The following is a 16,360-nucleotide window of genomic DNA, read 5'->3' on the forward strand; positions in this document are numbered from 1 at the left end:
AAATCAGCCCCGTCGACTTCGAACTGCAATACTCGTTAAAGACCGCGGAAGTTCAACTCGCCGCTTAACCCGTGTCCACTAACCGGGGGCAAGGCCAACTCGGGCGTTTGCATGTAGTCGGCGTAGTTGCGAAAGCTCCTGTTACGCCACGCTCCGTTGATAGATGCTTCTGCCGCCGGGGTGTGCCGTAGCCCTCCGAGCTCGGCGAGTCGCTGATAGTCGATACCTGCCTTCGGCATGCTGGCGATAAGTTCGTGTTCCCCAAATTGCGGGTTGTGACGAGACCCCGGAACGGTGCGCACGTCGATGAGTCGTTCGACACCGTGTTTATTCAACATTTCAACGAACTCCTCAATGGAATGAGTCGAGTGCCCGATCGTGTACACACAGGTTTCAGCCATGCTCCCATTGAACCGCACCTACTACAGCCCGCATCAGGAATGTCAGATGTGTGCGCCGACACTCGGTTCCGCAATAACGGGGAACCCCTGGACGTTGGCCATCGCCCTGTTGCCATGCTGAAGCCGTCGCTAACCTGATCAGTGAAGGAGGCTTGCTCGTTCCGGTTCACCGGTTCACCGGGTCACACGAGCTAGGCGCGGATATCCCCGATAACACCGCGGCCATAGGTGTCCGTGAACGAACGGAGAAAGCATGGAACCGATCCCGCATCGTTTCGACCATTCGCGCGCGATTAACACTGCAGGGGCGGGTGGTGTCCCACTGACAGTGTCAGTGCCGGCCGGCGTAGCACGGGCTGGAATCATCGTGCTCCATGAGGTGTGGGGCCTCTCCGCGCCAGTTGCCGATCTCGTCGTTCGACTGGCCGACTGCGGTTACATCACCGCCGCGCCGCACCTCTACCACCGCATCGCAGACCCCGTCGTCAGTGGTGGAAAATTCGCGCAAGCCCGCCGGTACCACAACACCCTCACGACGGCAGGGCTCACCGGTGACATCGAGAGCGCCCTTGCCTGGATTCGCGCCCGGGGAGCGCAGAAAGTAGCGATACTAGGTTTCTCCATGGGAGGCACCCTCGCGTTGTGGGCGGCAGCGACACTGCACATCGATGCCGCAGTCACCTTTTACGGCGCTAACTTGGCGTCTCCACGCTGGCCTGGCATCCTCTGTGGAATCGATGCCGCACGCGTGCTCAAGGCACCCTGGCTGGGAATATATGCCGGCAAAGACGCCAGTACCCCCGCCCGTGATATTCAACGGATGCGCGAAATCCTGACCCACAGCACCACGCAATCCGCGGTCGTGGTGTACCCCAAAGTTCGCCACGGCTTCGCCCTGGACCCGGACCTTTCACGCCACGCCGCAGACGAGACAGCAGACGCATTCAAGCGAACGGCCCTCTTTCTGAAAACTCATTTACGTCAGGCCAACCAGCCATTTCCGTAAAGATCGCCACCAATCGTCGACACCACTCAGAGAGCGCCCCTCCGTCAGATGAACACGGTCATCGACGTGAACAAGCAAGAATACGGGTCGAGTCGATCTGTCAGGAAATGCAGATGGGTTGCCGATAGCACCTACCTCCGCACGTTCTCGGGCGGGGATACATTCCACGTATCGAGGAAGAAACCGATTTTCACACTCACCAGCCCGCTATCATCCGTATCAAACGGGCCCAACCGAGTCTCCACAACCCGGCGCTTGTCGTGACGGATGCTTCGGCCTCTGCATCATCCGTCGTCTGGCGTTAGAGCAGATCGGCGTGGTGGGCGGCGGCCACGTTGGGGTGGGCGCGCAGGCGGTAGCGCAGCACGTTGTCACCGTAGGTGGTTTCGAGAATGGGACTGTTGGTCGGGTCGGCGGAGAGCCCACGGGCCTCGCGAGACAGGCCCTCGTCGAGCTGCAGCCTCGGCATTACGGTGTCGAGTGCTGGATTGAAGAAGAACGGCACGGAGATGCGGTCGGAGCCGTCTTCAGGGGAGAAGACGCGGTGCAGGGTGGCCTTGAGGTAGCCATCCGTTGCCAGTTCGAGCATTTCGCCGATGTTCACGATGAAGGCGCCCTCGACTGGGGGAGCGTCGATCCACTCGCCGTCGTGTTCGACTTGCAGACCGTCTTTGTGCGGTTCGACGAGCAGCAGCGTGAGAACCCCACCATCGCGGTGCTCACCCACACCCTGCGCACGTACAGGCTGGCCGGGATAGCGCACGATCTTGGTCAGGAGAAAAGCGTTCTCGGCGAAAGCGGCGTCGAAGACGTTCTCGGGGCTGCCGAGGGCGAGTGCCCAAGCGCGCAGCAGGCGAAGCGCGATGCGGCTCAGCTCTGAATTCCAGCGCAGGGCGACGGTCTTCAGCTCAGGCAGGGACTCCGGCCAGAGATTCGGGCCCTCAAGGCGCCAATAATCTGGAGTTCCAGCGGCGAGGGGCACGGGCTTGCGGTCTACCCCGATGTCGATTTGTTCACGCCAGTCGACGGCGTTGGCGGTGAGCTCCCCGCCGACGCGGGTATAACCGCGAAACTGGGGACTGTGGATGTTTTCCAGCTTGAGTTTCTGCTCGGTCGGCAAGTCAAAGAACTTACGAGAGACCGCGAGAAGCTCCTTCGTCAGCTGCGGGTCGACGCCGTGGCCGGTCAGGTAGAAGAACCCGACCTCGTGGGTGACGCGCAGGAGTTCAGCGCGGAATGCCGCAGCTTCGGCCTCGCCAGCGTCGAGTTGAGAGAAATCGAGGATTGGTAGTGAAGACACCATGCTTCAAGTCTGGCACCGGGCAGGCCACGTCGCGAATTATGACGACTCCGAGCCTTCGCCATCGGCAAATTCACTCCGGGACGTGTCGGGGTGAAGTCGAACTTGACGAAACCGGGCCTGCCAGCTACTGCCTGCGGCGTATCGCTCGACCCACACGCGATGACGACATCAGCGGTTGGGGAAGCCGTGGGGGAGGCCGGTCAAGACCGGGGCCAGGCGCGCCAGGCGCTCGCGCTCGAGGAGGAGGGCGGTATATTCGCGTTCTCGGCGCACGGCGGCGACTCCGATGAGGAAGGACTCAGCCGGAGCATCGGGCAGTGGGGAGACGAACGGAGTGACCTCCGCCGAGAGGGTCTGAGCCAGGCGTTCGCGGGTCAGCGGGGTCAGGCGGGATGACTGCCGAAGGTACTGGGCCACCCGCCGCGCCAGCTGGTCGGGCAGCCTGGCAATATCAACGGTCTGCGACCAGGGCAGCAATGCTTCGGGCATCGGGCGCGGGATCTCTTTATTGCGCTGGACGCGCTCGTGCTGGCTGTACGTGCCAGCCAGGAGGTCGCCGAGGCGCTTCGATCGGCCGTTGAGCAAAGCTGTGATGGCGGCGAGCCCGCCGAGCGTCATGATGATCTCCAGCACCCCGGTCAAGGCCCGAATGAATGCGTGGCGCAGGGAGATCGCTCCGCCGTCGTCGCGCACGATGCGCGCACCGATGGCGAGCTTGCCGAGCGATCGACCGTGAGTGAGGGTCTCGACCAGCACCGGCACGATCAGTACGGCGAAGACGAGCGCGGCAATCGAGATGGCCTGGGTGAGCGCCGAGTCGGTATCGCCCGCGACGGTCATAACTAGGGCCAGCATAATGAGCAGGTACAGGGCCAGATAGGCGATCGTGTCGATGATGGAGCCGGCGGCGCGCAGAATGACGCTGGCGGGGCGTACGTCGAGCGCAACTGCCTCGCCGGTGACGAGCTCGTCGTCGCGAATCAGATCACTGTGACGGTCGGCACGATCGGCGGGACGCCCGGTCTCGTTCATGTCTACTATTGAATCAGATGGATCTCGATGCTTACACGGCCGCGCATCGCGCCGACTGGGACCGCCTGACCGAGCTCGGAGCCCGGCGGGAGTTGAGCGGTGCCCAGTCCGACGAACTCATCGAGCGCTATCAGGCCGGTGCCACCCAGCTCTCAGCGATCAAGTCCACTGCCGGGTCGACGCTCGAAGGTGACCGGCTGTCGGTCGGTCTCTCTCGTGCCCGGCTGCGTTTCACCGGCGCGAATGCCAATGTGTTGGCGCAAATTCCGCGATTTTTCGTCGCCCAGCTGCCGGCGGCCCTTTATCGGCTGCGCTGGCTCACGCTCGTGGTCGCCGTGGTGACCTTTCTAGTCGCCGGGTTGTACGCGGTGTGGGCCTACAACGATCCAGGGGTGCTCGCGAATCTGGGAACGGAGACCCAACTCGCCCAGCTGGCCAACGAGGACTTCGTCGGCTATTACTCAGCAAACCCTGCGGCGTCATTCACCGGATTTGTCTGGACGAACAATGCCTGGATCGCCGCACAGTGCATCGCCTTTGGCATCACCGGGGTCTACGTGCCGTTCATTATTTTGCAGAACGCCATGAGCCTCGGCACCACAGCGGCGATCATGTTCGCCTATGACAAGGGTGACGTATTCTTTCTCTACATCGCCCCGCACGGGCTGCTCGAACTGACCGCTATCTTCGTGGCAGCGGCCGGCGGACTGCTCATTTTCTGGGCCTGGATCGCTCCCGGTGCCCGCACCCGCGGGCAGGCACTCGCCGAAGACGGCCGCGCGCTGTTCACGGTGGCCATCGGTCTCGTTTTCGTTTTGCTGGTGTCGGGCATCATCGAGGGATTCGTCACTCCGCAGGCGTGGCCATGGCCGATCAAGATCGGGATCGGCGCCGTCGCGCTCGGCGCATTTTTGACGTACATGATCGTGGTCGGCGGCCGTGCCACTCGCGCCGGTGAAACCGGCGACCTGAGTGAGTTTGAGGCCGGAAGCACCCGCATCTACGCTGCCTGACACCTCGCCTCGCTGCCGATTGCCGAAACTAGTTGCTGGTCGTTGCTGGTCGTCTCCACGGTCTTGAGTGGCGGGAGCGATGTTGACGCGGACGGCGCCAAGGGTGTCCCCGCAGCCGTTGGTCGTCAGAGCCGGCCGGCAGCCTTGAGGGCGATGTAGCGGTCGGCCAGGGCCGGAGGGAGCTGCGCGGGCGAGGCGGTGACAACATCCGCTCCCAGCCGACGGATAGCAGCCGATACGCGTGCCACGTCGAGCAGGGCCCGTTCCGCCGCCGCTGCCCGGTAAATTTCGTCGCGACTACCGCGGGTGGCTGCGGCGAGCACGGTGGCAGGGTCGAGCACGGAGGCCACGATCACCGTGTGTCGTTTGGTGAGCTGGGGCAGCACCGACAGCAGCCCGGTCGACGCCCCCGCAGCGTCGACCGAGGTGAGCACCACGACCAGGGCATGCTGGCTCGTGATGGACCGCACCTGCCCGGGAACGGCGGCCCAGTCCATCTCGATCAGTTCCGGGTCGATCAGGGCCATGGAATCGACCAGCTGCGAGAGCAGAGCGGCCCCGCTGGCCCCCTGCACACGGCCGCGCACCCGGCGGTCGAACGCGAGAAAATCCACCCGGTCGCCGGCAACCGAGGTGAGAGCGGCGAGCAGCAGGGAAGCCTCGAATGCGGTATCGAGGCGTGGCTCGTTATCGACCCGCGCCGCCGAGGTTCGCCCGGTGTCGAGCAGAATGACGACGCGGCGATCACGCTCCGGTCGCCAGGTGCGCACCATCACATCGTTGCGCCTGGCAGTGGCCCGCCAGTCGATCGAGCGCACGTCGTCGCCGCGCACGTATTCGCGCAACGAATCGAACTCGGTGCCCTGCCCGCGCACCATCACGCTCGTGCGCCCGTCGAGCTCCTTGAGCCGCGTGATTCGTGCGGGCAAGTGTTTACGGGCATGAAAGGGCGGCAATACCCGGATGCGCCCCGGCGCGTTCAGCGTGGCCTGGCGGTTCCACAGGCCGAGCGGCCCGCGCGAGCGCACCGTCACCTGTTCGACCCGTCGTTCCCCGCGCCGAAACGGTGTGAGCGTGAGCGAGACGAGCCGCCGTTCCCCGGACGGGATCACGACGCGGCTGCGATTGCGTCCGGCGCCTGCCGACGGCTGCCAGGCATCCCGCACGACGCCGACCAGGCGGCGGCGCCCGGTGTTGGTGAGGTACAGCTCGCTCGTGACAGATTCCCCGAGTCGAACCCGGGCGGGCAGCATCCGTTCGATCGTCACGGCACGCGGAGACGCCGCCAACGCGAGGTCAAGGCCGCCAAGCACGAACACCAGCAGCAGCCAGAGAAAAAGAATGCTGGTGGCGGCCGTAGGATCGGGCCCGAACAGCACGATAGGCACCACCCCGAGGGCGAGGAGAAGAACGAACCGTCCGCTGAGCGTCATCGTTAGATCGGAACCTGAACCTGCTGCAGCACGCCGCGCAGAATGGCGTCCACCGAGACGCCCTCGAGTTCGGCCTCCGGGCGCAGCTGCACGCGGTGTCGCCAGACCGGCAACGCCATCGCCTGCACGTGATCGGGCGTGATCGAGTCGTAGCCGCTCAGCCAGGCCCACGCCTTGGTGGCTGCGAGCAGCGCGGTCGTTCCGCGGGGACTGACGCCGAGCTTGACCGAGGGACTCGTGCGCGTGGCGCGGGCCAGGTCGACGATGTAGGCGAGCACATCCGCACTCGAGCCGACCCGGGCCACCGCGGCCTGCGCCGCGGCAAGTTCGACCTGGCCGAGCACCGCGCTCACCCCGGCCCCCGCCAGGTCGCGCGGATTGAAACCGGCAGCGTGGCGGCGCAGTACCTCGATCTCATCGACCCGTTGGGGGACTTCGAGCACGAGCTTGAGCAGAAACCGGTCCAGCTGCGCCTCCGGGAGTGTATAGGTGCCCTCGTACTCGATCGGGTTCATGGTCGCCGCCACGATAAACGGCTCCGGCAGCTTGAGCGATTCGCCGTCAACGCTGACCTGGCGTTCCTCCATGGCCTCAAGTAGTGCGGACTGCGTCTTCGGCGGCGTCCGGTTGATCTCGTCGGCGAGCATGATGTTGGTGAACACCGGGCCCTGCCGAAACTCGAACTCGCCCGCGCGAGCATCGTAGATGAGCGACCCGGTCACGTCCCCTGGCATCAGGTCGGGCGTGAACTGGATGCGCTTCGTGTCGAGGCTCAGTGCGTGGCTGAGCGTACGCACGAGCAGCGTTTTGGCCACTCCGGGCACACCCTCAAGCAACACGTGGCCGCGCGCGAGCAACGCGATGATCAGCCCGGTCACCGCGCCGTCCTGCCCAACGACGGCCTTTGTGACCTCTGAGCGCACCCGGTTGAGCGCGGCCCGCAGCGCGGCGGCATCCTCTGCGGTCGAGGGCACCGCAGCTGCGAGCGAGTCAGCGGGCGTGATTGGGGTGGCAGGAGTGGTCATGGGTCCATTCTTTCGGCTGGAGGGGGTGGTAATTCCTGAGAAACGGATGCCGACGCCCGAGCAGCCGGCGCGGCCCCGGCTCGCACGGCCTGACCGGTCGCGTGTTCGAGAGCCTGTAAAGCGTCGGAGAATGCCATCAGCTGCGCGTCGGATTTGGGGATCGCGCCCACCAACACTCGCCGCACGTCGTCGGGAGTGCGGCCGGTGAAATGGGCGACCGAGCCGACGACCTCCTCCAGGTGTGCGAGGCGGCCCAGGCCAACAGCGAGGGCGAGTCGCTGTACAGCGCCGACCCGCAGGGCGTCCAGCGCCCTCAGCCGGGCATTGCTGCGCGCGTACAACCGGGCGCGACCTTCCATGGTCTCGCTCGCTTTCACCGTGACCGGCAGGTTCTCGGCCACGAGCGGTCCGAACCGCGCTCCCCGCCAGAACGCGGCGGCGGCGGCGGCGAGTATGAGCAGAACGAGCACCGGGGTGACCCAGCCGGGCATCAAGTCGGCGAGTGACGGGGGCCCGGTGCGGGGCAGATCGGCCAGCGTTGGCAGGTACCAGACCAGTGAGTCGCTCGGCCCCAGCAATCCGAGTGCGAGCGCCGCGTTACCGTAGTCAGCGATGTGCTCATTATTGAACAGGCGGGCGTCGGGCACGAGGGAGATGATCCCGCCGGTCGTGTCGTTCTGCACCTGAACCAGCGAGAAAGTGTTGGTGCTGCTGGCAAAACAACCGGTGAGAAGCAAATGCCCGCCCGCGGGCGGAATGGACAGGGTGTCCCCGCCCGGTGACAGTTCCCCGGCTCGATTCGCGGTCGGCACAGAGCAGTCAGCGGCGAGAGTGTCGTATTCGGACACACCGCCAAAGCCCACGGTCGGGGCCAGCGCCTGAAGAGCCAGAAAATCCGGTGCCGCGACAACGGTGCGCGCGGCGAGGTCGCCCAGTTCGCGCAGTTGCGACTGATCGAGGTAGCTGTTCTCGTCATACAGGAGCACGGTTGATTTCGTTCCGACTGCGCCCCGCACCTCGGCCAGGGAACTGGCGAGAGTCACGGTGACGCCCTGCTGGCGAAGCACCTCCACGAGCGCCATCGAGCCGGCCGGAGCAGCGTTGTCCCCGGCAAGCGCTCGGCCAGCCGCCTGGCTGCCGCCGGACACGAGCACGGCGACAATCGCGGTGGCCAGAATGCAGGCAGTGGCGATCAGCCAGAATGAGGAGCGGCCCAGCAGCGCTCGCAGGGTCGGGGTAGCCACGTTCGTGCTGTCGGCGGCACCGCCGGCAGCACCAGTCAAGCGAGCAGGCGCATCGGTTGGGGAACCGAGCGTTGCGCTCATGACCGACCCGCCTCGGTCAGTGGGGCGAGTATGGTGGGCGCCGCAGCCCGCAATTCGGCCTCGAGCGCGGCGAGGGCGCGGTAGTCGCGCTCGAGACCGACCTGTTCGAGGTAGCGCACCCGGTCAAAGGTGTCCGCAGCGCGGGCCAGTGCCGGACCATTGGACGGAAACGCCAGCTGAGCCCGGGCAGCGAAATCATGCGCGGTCGTGCCGGGCGTGACTGAGAGCACCGTGCGTTCAGCCAAGCCGCGGGCCAGGGCGCGAAAAATCTCCTCGCAGGCCAGGCTCCAGTCGCCGCGACCGGCCGCCGCGTCGGCCGCCGCACGCATCTCGGAGCTGCTGCGCTGGTCGATCGCGCCGAAGAGGTCGAGATCTGCGCGGCGGCGCCTGGCCAGTTTTGGCGCGCCAAACAGCAACCAGCCCGCCACGAGCACCGCGAGCACGAGCACGGCCGCGACAATCGGCACCCAACCGGTCAGGCTGCCGTCGCCGCTGCCAGCCAGCGAATTGAGCCAGTCGAGAAAAGCCTGAGACGCCCGGTCGAACCAGGTCGGCCGGGCCTCTGCGTACGGGGCTTTAACGAGCTCTTCGCGTAGCCACTGGCGGGCGTCTGGCGCGTCAGGAACCACCGGAACATCACGTGGCACGCCGAACGTGAAGCGGTCGAGGAGTGATTCGACCGTCGATCCGAGCTGCGCCAGGCCCACCTCGGTCATGCCGCCGAGTATCCGCCGGACACGGTTGGCGCCAGATACGGGTCGGGTACGTCGCCGCCCTGCGCTGCCGATTCGACGTAGCGGGCCAGCTCAAGGTCGAGGCCTTCCTTGCGCATGCGCAGGTCGAGATAGACCAGCGCTATGGTCGCTGACTGTACAACAGCCGCCACCGCAGCTACGGGAATGGCGATAATCAGGCTGACGACGGTGAGGATGATGGACGACTGCTCCATGAACGCCCCGGCCGGGTCGACAAGCGTAGTGCCGATTCCCATGAGCAGCGACACGGGCAGGCTGATGATCTGGCTGATGACCTGCACGATCACGGTGATCAGCAGCAGAATGCCCAGGGTGCGCCAGAAGTAGCCGCGCGTCAGCGACCACGACCGAATAACGGATGCCCGCACGCCCAGCTCCTCCAACACGATCAGGCTCGGAACCACACTGGTTTTGGTGAAGAGGAATGCGCTCGCGGCCGCGAGCAGCAGACCGCCGAAGACACCGACGAGAACGCCGGCGACGAGGCCGACGGCACCGCCGACGCTGATCAGGAGCACGACGATGCCGGCCAGCACGGCCACGCCGACGAGCAGCGCACCGCCCAGCAGCAGGGTCCACAGGGTCAACGGCCAGAGACGAGTCGCCGCCCGGCGCCAGAGAGTGCCGAGCCGCAGTTTCTCGCCCAGGGTCGCGCGGGCCACCTCGACCACGATGACGGCCTGCAGCAGCGCAGAAGCGATGAGCGACAGAGCGATCGGAATGATGGCGGACAGCAAACCGGCCAGCACCGAGCCGGCCGTGACGGCATCCTTTTGGTCGAGCGGGGCGCTGTCAATGCGATCAAGGGCCCAGAACGTGACGAGCCCGACGATGCCCACGGTGACGAGCATAATCACCGCCTGCACGATCAGGCCACTACCGAAGGTGGCCTTGGGATTGCGGCGCAGGACCCGGAAAGACGCGCCGAGCAGCGTACCGAATCCGATCGGCCGCAGTGGAATCAGTCCCGGCTTGGGCGGAGGCGCCCAGGCCTGGCCTGGGTTGCTGCCTGGGAAGGGCCCATTCGAGTGCGGCGCGCTCTGATAGGGCGAGGACGGTGTCGCCAACTCCCCATAGCGCGGTGGAACGGGGGCGTCGGGGGCTAGCCAGGGGTCGGTCACCCTTCAATGCTGGCACAGGTCGATCGAGAAATGCGCTCGCACGCACTCTGTCAGCGCACTCAGCTACTCTTATGCGAGACTTTGCCCTACTCATCGGGCAATCTGCTGAGCGAACGACATCAGAACACACGGAGCTGACGTTCTGGAAAGAGACCCATGACTGCACGTATTTTGGTTATCGATGATGATACCGCCCTGTCCGAGATGATTGGCATCGTTTTGCAAGGCGAGGGCTTCACTCCGGGTTTTTGTGCCGATGGATCGCTTGCCTTCGAAGCGTTTCGTACCGAGAAGCCTGACCTGGTCTTGCTCGACCTCATGCTGCCCGGCCTCGACGGCATCGAAGTGTGCCGGCTGATCCGCGCCGAATCAGGGGTGCCGATCATCATGCTCACCGCCCGGTCTGACACCACCGATGTGGTCAAGGGGCTCGAGTCAGGTGCCGACGACTACATGGTCAAGCCGTTCAACCCCAAGGAGCTCGTCGCCCGCATTCGCACACGCTTGCGCCCGCCCGCTGTCAACGGCGCACTGGCCCTGCACATTGGTGACCTCGTGGTGAACGCAGTCGGCCACGAAGTCACGCGCGGAACGGCGGCGATCAACCTCACACCGCTCGAATTCGACCTGCTGCTAGCCCTCGCCTCCAAACCCCAGCAGGTCTTCACCCGCGAAATGTTGCTGGAGCAGGTCTGGGGTTATCACTACAAAGCGGACACCCGGCTCGTGAACGTGCACGTGCAGCGGCTGCGATCCAAGGTCGAGCACGATCCCGATAATCCCAAGATCGTCATGACGGTGCGCGGCGTCGGCTATCGCGCCGGTGCGATCAGCTAGAGATCGCAGACCAGAGATGTCCCCCCGGCGACGCCCAGAGAAACGGTTTCCGAAACCGTGCCTCAGCTGACCTATTGGAGCAGGCCGCGCAACTGGCCGAGGCTCGTGCGCGCGTCGTGGCGCTCGTCCCTGCAATTTCGTACGGTGACGATTTCCGTCGCGCTGTCCGGGCTGGCCATTCTGGTCGTGGGTGTGTACATGTCGGTCAGCATCGGTACTGACCTGTTCCAGTCGCGGCTCAGCCAGGTCCTGCTGGAATCAGACCGGGCGAGCAGTTCCGCGCAGAGCCTCTTCGATTCCTCCGATGCCACCGACCGGGTCGAGGTGCAGAACCTGCTCAGTTCGGCCCGCACCTCGATCTCCGCTGCCTCGTCGAGCCGACTGGTCGCCATGCTGCGGGTGCCTGGCCAGGATCCGTCGACCGTCGCGCCGCTGGATTCGTCGACGTTTGGGCAATCGACCGGCGTGATCGGAGCCGACCTGCGCACCGAGGTGCAGGCGAACGACGGTGATCAGTTTTGGCAGTCCGTCACCCTGACCGGTGACGAGGCCACCACAATGCCCGGGATAGTGGTCGGGTCGCAGATCACGGTTCCCGTGGCCGGCCGATACGAGCTGTACATCGCCTACAGTCTGCAGGATTCCGAAGCGACGCTGCTCTTCGTGCAGCAAACGCTCGGGGTGGCCGGCGTCGCGCTCGTCCTGCTGATCGGGGCCGTATCGTGGATCGTCGTGCGCTTCGTCGTCACGCCATTGCGGGTGGCCGCCGAGACGAGCCAGAAACTCGCCTCCGGCGACCTTGAAGTGCGCATTCCCGAGAAGGGCGAAGACGTCATCGCCACGCTTGCCCGCTCGTTCAACGGCATGGCCGACAGTTTGCAGAGCCAGATTCGTAAGCTCGCCGACCTGTCCGAGGTGCAACAACGTTTCGTATCGGATGTCTCGCACGAATTGCGAACGCCGCTCACGACCATCCGCTTGGCGGGCGATGTGCTCTATGACCAGCGGGCGACTTTTCCGCCAGCCACCAGCCGCACCGCTGAGTTGCTGCACACCCAGGTGGAACGCTTTGAGTTGCTGTTGAGTGACCTGCTCGAAATCAGCCGGTACGATGCCGGGTCGGTGGAGCTCGAGAGTGAACCGACGAATCTGGTCTATCTCGCCGAGGACGCCATCGACAGTCTGAAGTCACTGGCCGAGTCGAAGGGGAGTGACCTGCGGATCGTAGCGCCGGGCGGGTATCTCAATGCCGACGTCGACCCGCGACGCATTCGGCGGGTTCTGCACAACCTTATTGGCAACGCCATCGAGCACGGTGAGGGTAAACCCGTCGTGGTGTCAGTCGACAGCGACGCGAACGCGGTCGCGCTCGCCGTCCGGGACTACGGGCTCGGCATGACCCAGGCCGAAGTCGCGCACGTGTTCGACCGGTTTTGGCGTGCTGATCCGTCTCGCCAACGCACGATCGGGGGCACCGGACTCGGACTGGCCATCTCGCGCGAAGACGCGAGCGTGCACAACGGCTGGCTACAGGTCTGGTCGAGTCCGGGCGAGGGGTCGTGTTTTCGGCTGACCCTGCCGCGCACGGCCGGAGCTGTGCTCGAATCGTCCCCGATCCCATTGCCACCCGACGACGCAACGGCCGCATTGGGCGACGTCGGGCATGTGCTTGGAATGGTCGGAGAGCAGCATGATTGATCGCAGAGCGCGTGGTTCAATCTGGCGGGTCGCTCCGGCGCTGTTGGTGGCCGTCAGTCTCGCCGTTGGGCTCGGTGGCTGCACCGGTATTCCGCGCGACGGTGTCGTACACGCCGGCAATGACATTGCGCCGGACGATAATCCGGCCCCGGTTTTTCTGCCGGCACTACCGCAGAAGGACGCCTCGACGGAGGCTATTCTGCGCGGCTTCATCGACGCTTCGTCAAGCCCGGAGAACAACTACGACATCGCCCGCCAGTTTCTGGCTCCGGCGTTTCAATCCAGTTGGGACCCCACCTCGGGCGTCACCGTCGACAACGGTTCAGGGCGCACCCTGACCGTCATCGACGAGGCCACCACCCTCGTGGCGGTCACGCCGATCGCCGAAGTGGACCAGTCCGGGGAATATCGCGAGGTCGACGCGAGCCCGGTACCGTTGCGCTACGAATTTGCGCAGATCGGTGGCCAGTGGCGCATCAGCGCGGCTCCGGATGGCACGGTGATTGACGAAAACACCTTCAATGAGGTCTTCAGTGCCCAGCCGGTCTATTTTTATGATCCGGGATTTCGGTTTTTGGTGCCGGACCTGCGCTGGTTTCCGCGCGGCGCATCCGCTCCGACGAAACTGGTCAACGCGGTCTTGAACGGACCGAGCACCTGGCTGACCGGTGCCGTGGCCACGGCGTTTCCGCAAGGTTCAAAGCTCACCGCCGATGCCGTGCAGGTTGTCGGGCGTCAGGCCATGGTCGATCTGAACAGCGAAGCCCTCAACGCCGATCGGCAGACCCTCCAGCGCATGAAGGCGCAGCTGGCGGCGAGTCTGCCGACGGGCCTGACAGTCGAAATCACCATCGACCAGAACTCCCAGGCCATCACTGCTCTGGAATCAGGGGCGCCGCTCGTGGATCCGCGGGTAGATGCCCGGGCGCTCGTGCTGCGCGGTGACGAGTTCGGTTTTCTCGCCGCGACCGGGCAGAGCGTCACTCTGCTGGATGGGCTCTCTGAGCCCATCGCCCAGCTGGCTCCGACCGCTGTGACGCTCGCATCGGGCCAGGGATCGGCGGCCGTACTCGCCAGCGACGGCGTCTACGTCGTTCGGGCCGGCGATGAACCCGAGCTGCTCGATGCGCGCGCGGGGCTGCTCGCGCCATCGATCGACAATGACCGCTTCGTCTGGTCGGTGCCGGCTGACGATCCAAGTGCACTCGTCGTCTACAGCCCCACCGGGGAAGCAACCCTGCTGCCTACCCCGTGGCCAGAGGCCACGTCGATCGCGGCACTGAAAGTGTCCCGAGACGGCTCTCGGCTGATCGCGCTCCTCGGCACCGGTTCTGAGACCCGATTCGTCATCGCCTCCATCATTCGTACCGGCGCGGCGCCGACCGGAATCGGTGCGCCAGTACTGCTGGCGTCGGGTGGCGGAGTCGGCCGTGACGCAACCTGGATCAATGAATTGACCGTCGCTTCGCTCAGCACGCTGCCCAGCGGCGAAGCCCGCATCGTCGCGCAACAGATTGGTGGCGTCAGCACCATTCTCGAATCCCCCGTGAGTAGCCGGTTCATTGTCGGCAGCAACTCGGTGCGCGACCTGCGAGCCCTCACTGACAGCGGCAGCCTCGCGGTGCAACGTGGAGCAGGCTGGCAGGCCCGCATCGGCGGCGTGACCTTGCTTGCCACCCAGCAAGGTCTCGGCGGCTGAGCAACCCTCCGCTTCTCCCCAGGAGGCGCCGAGGCGCGCTTATCCACCGCTGATGCGTTCGGGCCGGCCCTGCCGATATCTCGCGGCACACTGGGGCCATGAGTCGACAGCTGCGCGCTCGTCTGGCCGCTGCGAGCCGGGATGCCTGGGCAACCGTGCTGCCGACCGAGTGCAGTGGCTGTGGTGTTGTCGACCGCGCTCTCTGCGCTGAGTGCCGGCGGGCGCTGGTGCCTTCCGTGCACCCGGTCGTCCGCGACGACGCCGTCATCTGGGCCGCACTCACGTACGAGGGTGCTGCCCGTCATGCGATCGCGGCTTACAAAGACGGCGGCCGAACGGATGCCGCCGCCGCGCTCGCCGGGCCGCTGCGGGCAGCCATCGTGGCCGCGCTGGCCGCCGTGCCCGCTGGCCGTCGGGGTCGTGGTGCTGCGCGTTACGATGCCGGCCCCGGAATCCAGCTCGTGACCATCCCGTCGTCTCGTCGGGCCTGGCGTGTTCGGGGCTACCACCCGGTCGATGCCCTGCTACACCGCGCCGGCCTGCACCCATTTCCGGCGCTCGCGCAGCGCACGGAGGCGCTCGACCAAGTGGGCCTCGGCCGGGCGACGCGGGCCGCGAACAAGAGCAACAGCCTCGTCGCCAGGCGTCCGCTCGACGGCATGCTGGTGATCCTGGTCGACGACATCGTCACTACGGGAGCGACCCTGCTCGAGGCGCGCCGCGCCGTGTCTGCTGCCGGCGGTGCCGTCGTCGGTCTGGCCACACTCGCGGAAACACGGCGTCTGCTGTCCCCCTAATCGCCCTCTTAGCAAACTCGTCGACAAATACTGTGACTTATTCCACTCCCACGGCTACGGTGGAGACAAAGGCGTGCACTGATCGCCCGGTTTTGGGCGGTCCGCCAAACTGGAGGTCGTCATGGAAACTAACATCGTCGGACGCAACCTTGGGATCACTGATCGCTTCCGGGATTACGCGACGGAGAAGTCCGAGAAAATTGCTCTTCTCGCCGACAAGGCCCTCGCCCTCGAGATCAAGGTCAGTCGACACCACGAGAAGAACGGGGCGGCCGTCGGCAACGACCGGGTCGAACTCACCCTGATCGGCAAGGGTCCGTTGGTGCGGGCCGAAGCGGACGGCTCCGACAAGTACGCCGCTTTCGACGTGGCGCTGGGTCGTCTGCTCGAGCGTGTTCGTCGCGCCAAGGACCGCAAGAAGGTACACCGCGGCGGCGCCCACCGGCCCACCTCGCTCCACGAAGCGTCCGCGGTCGGTTTCAGCGTCATCGACATCACACCGGCCAACCCCGAGACGCTCGAGCGCGTACGAACCGGTGCGATTCCCATCGTGCAAGCGGATGCCCCCGAGACCTCCACCGAGGAGGATTACTGCCCCGTCGTCATCCGTCGCAAGGTTTTCGCGGCGGCCCCCATGTCCGTCGATGATGCCCTCTACTTCATGGAACTCGTCGGCCACGATTTCTACCTGTTCCAGGACATCGAAACCAAACGAGCCAGTGTGGTCTACCGCCGCAAGGGCTGGGACTACGGAGTCATCGAGCTCGACGGTTCGGTCGGTGAGCTGCAGGAGGCTGTGCCCGTTACCAGCGGGCGTGCCAACTGACCAACTAGCATTACCTTAGCCGCCGACCAGGTCGGTGCTCTGGCATCTGCCAGACGAGAGGCGCAGGCTTGTGCTGTGGCAGTCCGATT

15 protein-coding genes are annotated in these 16,360 nt (G+C 65.3%); 7 read left to right on the plus strand and 8 right to left on the minus strand.

The window, feature by feature from the left end; genetic code table 11:
* Positions 1 to 35: 35 nt before the first annotated feature.
* Positions 36 to 401, minus strand: coding sequence for a DUF488 family protein (locus E3T38_RS15180; RefSeq protein ID WP_134548960.1), 366 nt, complete (start codon positions 399 to 401; stop codon positions 36 to 38).
* A gap of 328 nt (positions 402 to 729) precedes the next feature.
* Between E3T38_RS15180 and E3T38_RS15185 the strand changes: the two genes are divergently transcribed.
* Positions 730 to 1,407: a dienelactone hydrolase family protein gene (locus E3T38_RS15185; protein WP_166805544.1), complete on the plus strand. Its 678-nt coding sequence runs from the start codon at positions 730 to 732 to the stop codon at positions 1,405 to 1,407.
* Positions 1,408 to 1,708: 301 nt separating this feature from the next.
* Here the strand turns inward: E3T38_RS15185 and E3T38_RS15190 are convergent, their stop codons facing one another.
* Both E3T38_RS15190 and E3T38_RS15195 read right to left on the minus strand, forming a co-directional pair.
* Entirely contained in the window at positions 1,709 to 2,710 is a 1,002-nt protein-coding gene (locus E3T38_RS15190; protein WP_134548962.1) for an isopenicillin N synthase family oxygenase, read from the minus strand.
* A gap of 168 nt (positions 2,711 to 2,878) precedes the next feature.
* The gene (locus E3T38_RS15195) at positions 2,879 to 3,742 is read right to left on the minus strand and encodes an RDD family protein (protein WP_134548963.1); all 864 of its coding nucleotides are present in this window, start codon (positions 3,740 to 3,742) and stop codon (positions 2,879 to 2,881) included.
* Between the two features lie 17 nt (positions 3,743 to 3,759).
* On the opposite strand from E3T38_RS15195, the gene E3T38_RS15200 reads away from it, so the two are divergent.
* Positions 3,760 to 4,755 (plus strand): stage II sporulation protein M, encoded by a 996-nt coding sequence (locus E3T38_RS15200; protein WP_134548964.1) that lies wholly within the window; start codon positions 3,760 to 3,762, stop codon positions 4,753 to 4,755.
* A 125-nt stretch (positions 4,756 to 4,880) separates the two neighbouring features.
* Here the strand turns inward: E3T38_RS15200 and E3T38_RS15205 are convergent, their stop codons facing one another.
* The 5 genes from E3T38_RS15205 to E3T38_RS15225 are packed head-to-tail and all read right to left on the minus strand — an operon-like array spanning position 4,881 to position 10,414.
* Positions 4,881 to 6,188: a DUF58 domain-containing protein gene (locus tag E3T38_RS15205; RefSeq protein ID WP_134548965.1), complete on the minus strand. Its 1,308-nt coding sequence runs from the start codon at positions 6,186 to 6,188 to the stop codon at positions 4,881 to 4,883.
* A gap of 2 nt (positions 6,189 to 6,190) precedes the next feature.
* On the minus strand, positions 6,191 to 7,213 hold the full coding sequence (locus tag E3T38_RS15210; RefSeq protein WP_134548966.1) for a MoxR family ATPase: 1,023 nt from the start codon (positions 7,211 to 7,213) through the stop codon (positions 6,191 to 6,193).
* Positions 7,210 to 8,538, minus strand: coding sequence for a DUF4350 domain-containing protein (locus E3T38_RS15215; RefSeq protein WP_134548967.1), 1,329 nt, complete (start codon positions 8,536 to 8,538; stop codon positions 7,210 to 7,212). Before E3T38_RS15215 ends, E3T38_RS15210 begins: the two co-directional genes overlap by 4 nt.
* Positions 8,535 to 9,254, minus strand: coding sequence for a DUF4129 domain-containing protein (locus E3T38_RS15220; protein WP_134548968.1), 720 nt, complete (start codon positions 9,252 to 9,254; stop codon positions 8,535 to 8,537). The genes E3T38_RS15215 and E3T38_RS15220 overlap by 4 nt, the downstream gene beginning before the upstream one ends.
* The gene (locus tag E3T38_RS15225; RefSeq protein ID WP_134548969.1) at positions 9,251 to 10,414 is read right to left on the minus strand and encodes a glycerophosphoryl diester phosphodiesterase membrane domain-containing protein; all 1,164 of its coding nucleotides are present in this window, start codon (positions 10,412 to 10,414) and stop codon (positions 9,251 to 9,253) included. The genes E3T38_RS15220 and E3T38_RS15225 overlap by 4 nt, the downstream gene beginning before the upstream one ends.
* A 156-nt stretch (positions 10,415 to 10,570) precedes the next feature.
* Here E3T38_RS15225 and mtrA point away from each other — a divergent pair, with 156 nt between their 5' ends.
* The 5 genes from mtrA (at position 10,571) to hpf (ending at position 16,271) form a co-directional block, all read left to right on the plus strand.
* A complete protein-coding gene (gene mtrA / locus E3T38_RS15230; protein WP_134548970.1) occupies positions 10,571 to 11,251 on the plus strand; it encodes an MtrAB system response regulator MtrA in 681 nt (226 codons plus the stop codon).
* Between the two features lie 57 nt (positions 11,252 to 11,308).
* Positions 11,309 to 12,949 carry an MtrAB system histidine kinase MtrB gene (gene mtrB / locus E3T38_RS15235; protein ID WP_174775256.1) on the plus strand — a complete coding sequence of 547 codons (1,641 nt, stop codon included), beginning with the start codon at positions 11,309 to 11,311 and terminating at the stop codon, positions 12,947 to 12,949.
* Positions 12,942 to 14,648: an LpqB family beta-propeller domain-containing protein gene (locus E3T38_RS15240; RefSeq protein ID WP_166805545.1), complete on the plus strand. Its 1,707-nt coding sequence runs from the start codon at positions 12,942 to 12,944 to the stop codon at positions 14,646 to 14,648. Before mtrB ends, E3T38_RS15240 begins: the two co-directional genes overlap by 8 nt.
* A gap of 98 nt (positions 14,649 to 14,746) precedes the next feature.
* On the plus strand, positions 14,747 to 15,445 hold the full coding sequence (locus tag E3T38_RS15245; protein ID WP_134548972.1) for a ComF family protein: 699 nt from the start codon (positions 14,747 to 14,749) through the stop codon (positions 15,443 to 15,445).
* 121 nt (positions 15,446 to 15,566) lie between these two features.
* Positions 15,567 to 16,271: a ribosome hibernation-promoting factor, HPF/YfiA family gene (hpf, locus tag E3T38_RS15250; RefSeq protein WP_134548973.1), complete on the plus strand. Its 705-nt coding sequence runs from the start codon at positions 15,567 to 15,569 to the stop codon at positions 16,269 to 16,271.
* The last annotated feature ends 89 nt before the right edge of the window (positions 16,272 to 16,360 follow it).

Source organism: Cryobacterium sp. Hb1 (assembly GCF_004403585.1).
Classification (GTDB): domain Bacteria; phylum Actinomycetota; class Actinomycetes; order Actinomycetales; family Microbacteriaceae; genus Cryobacterium; species Cryobacterium lyxosi.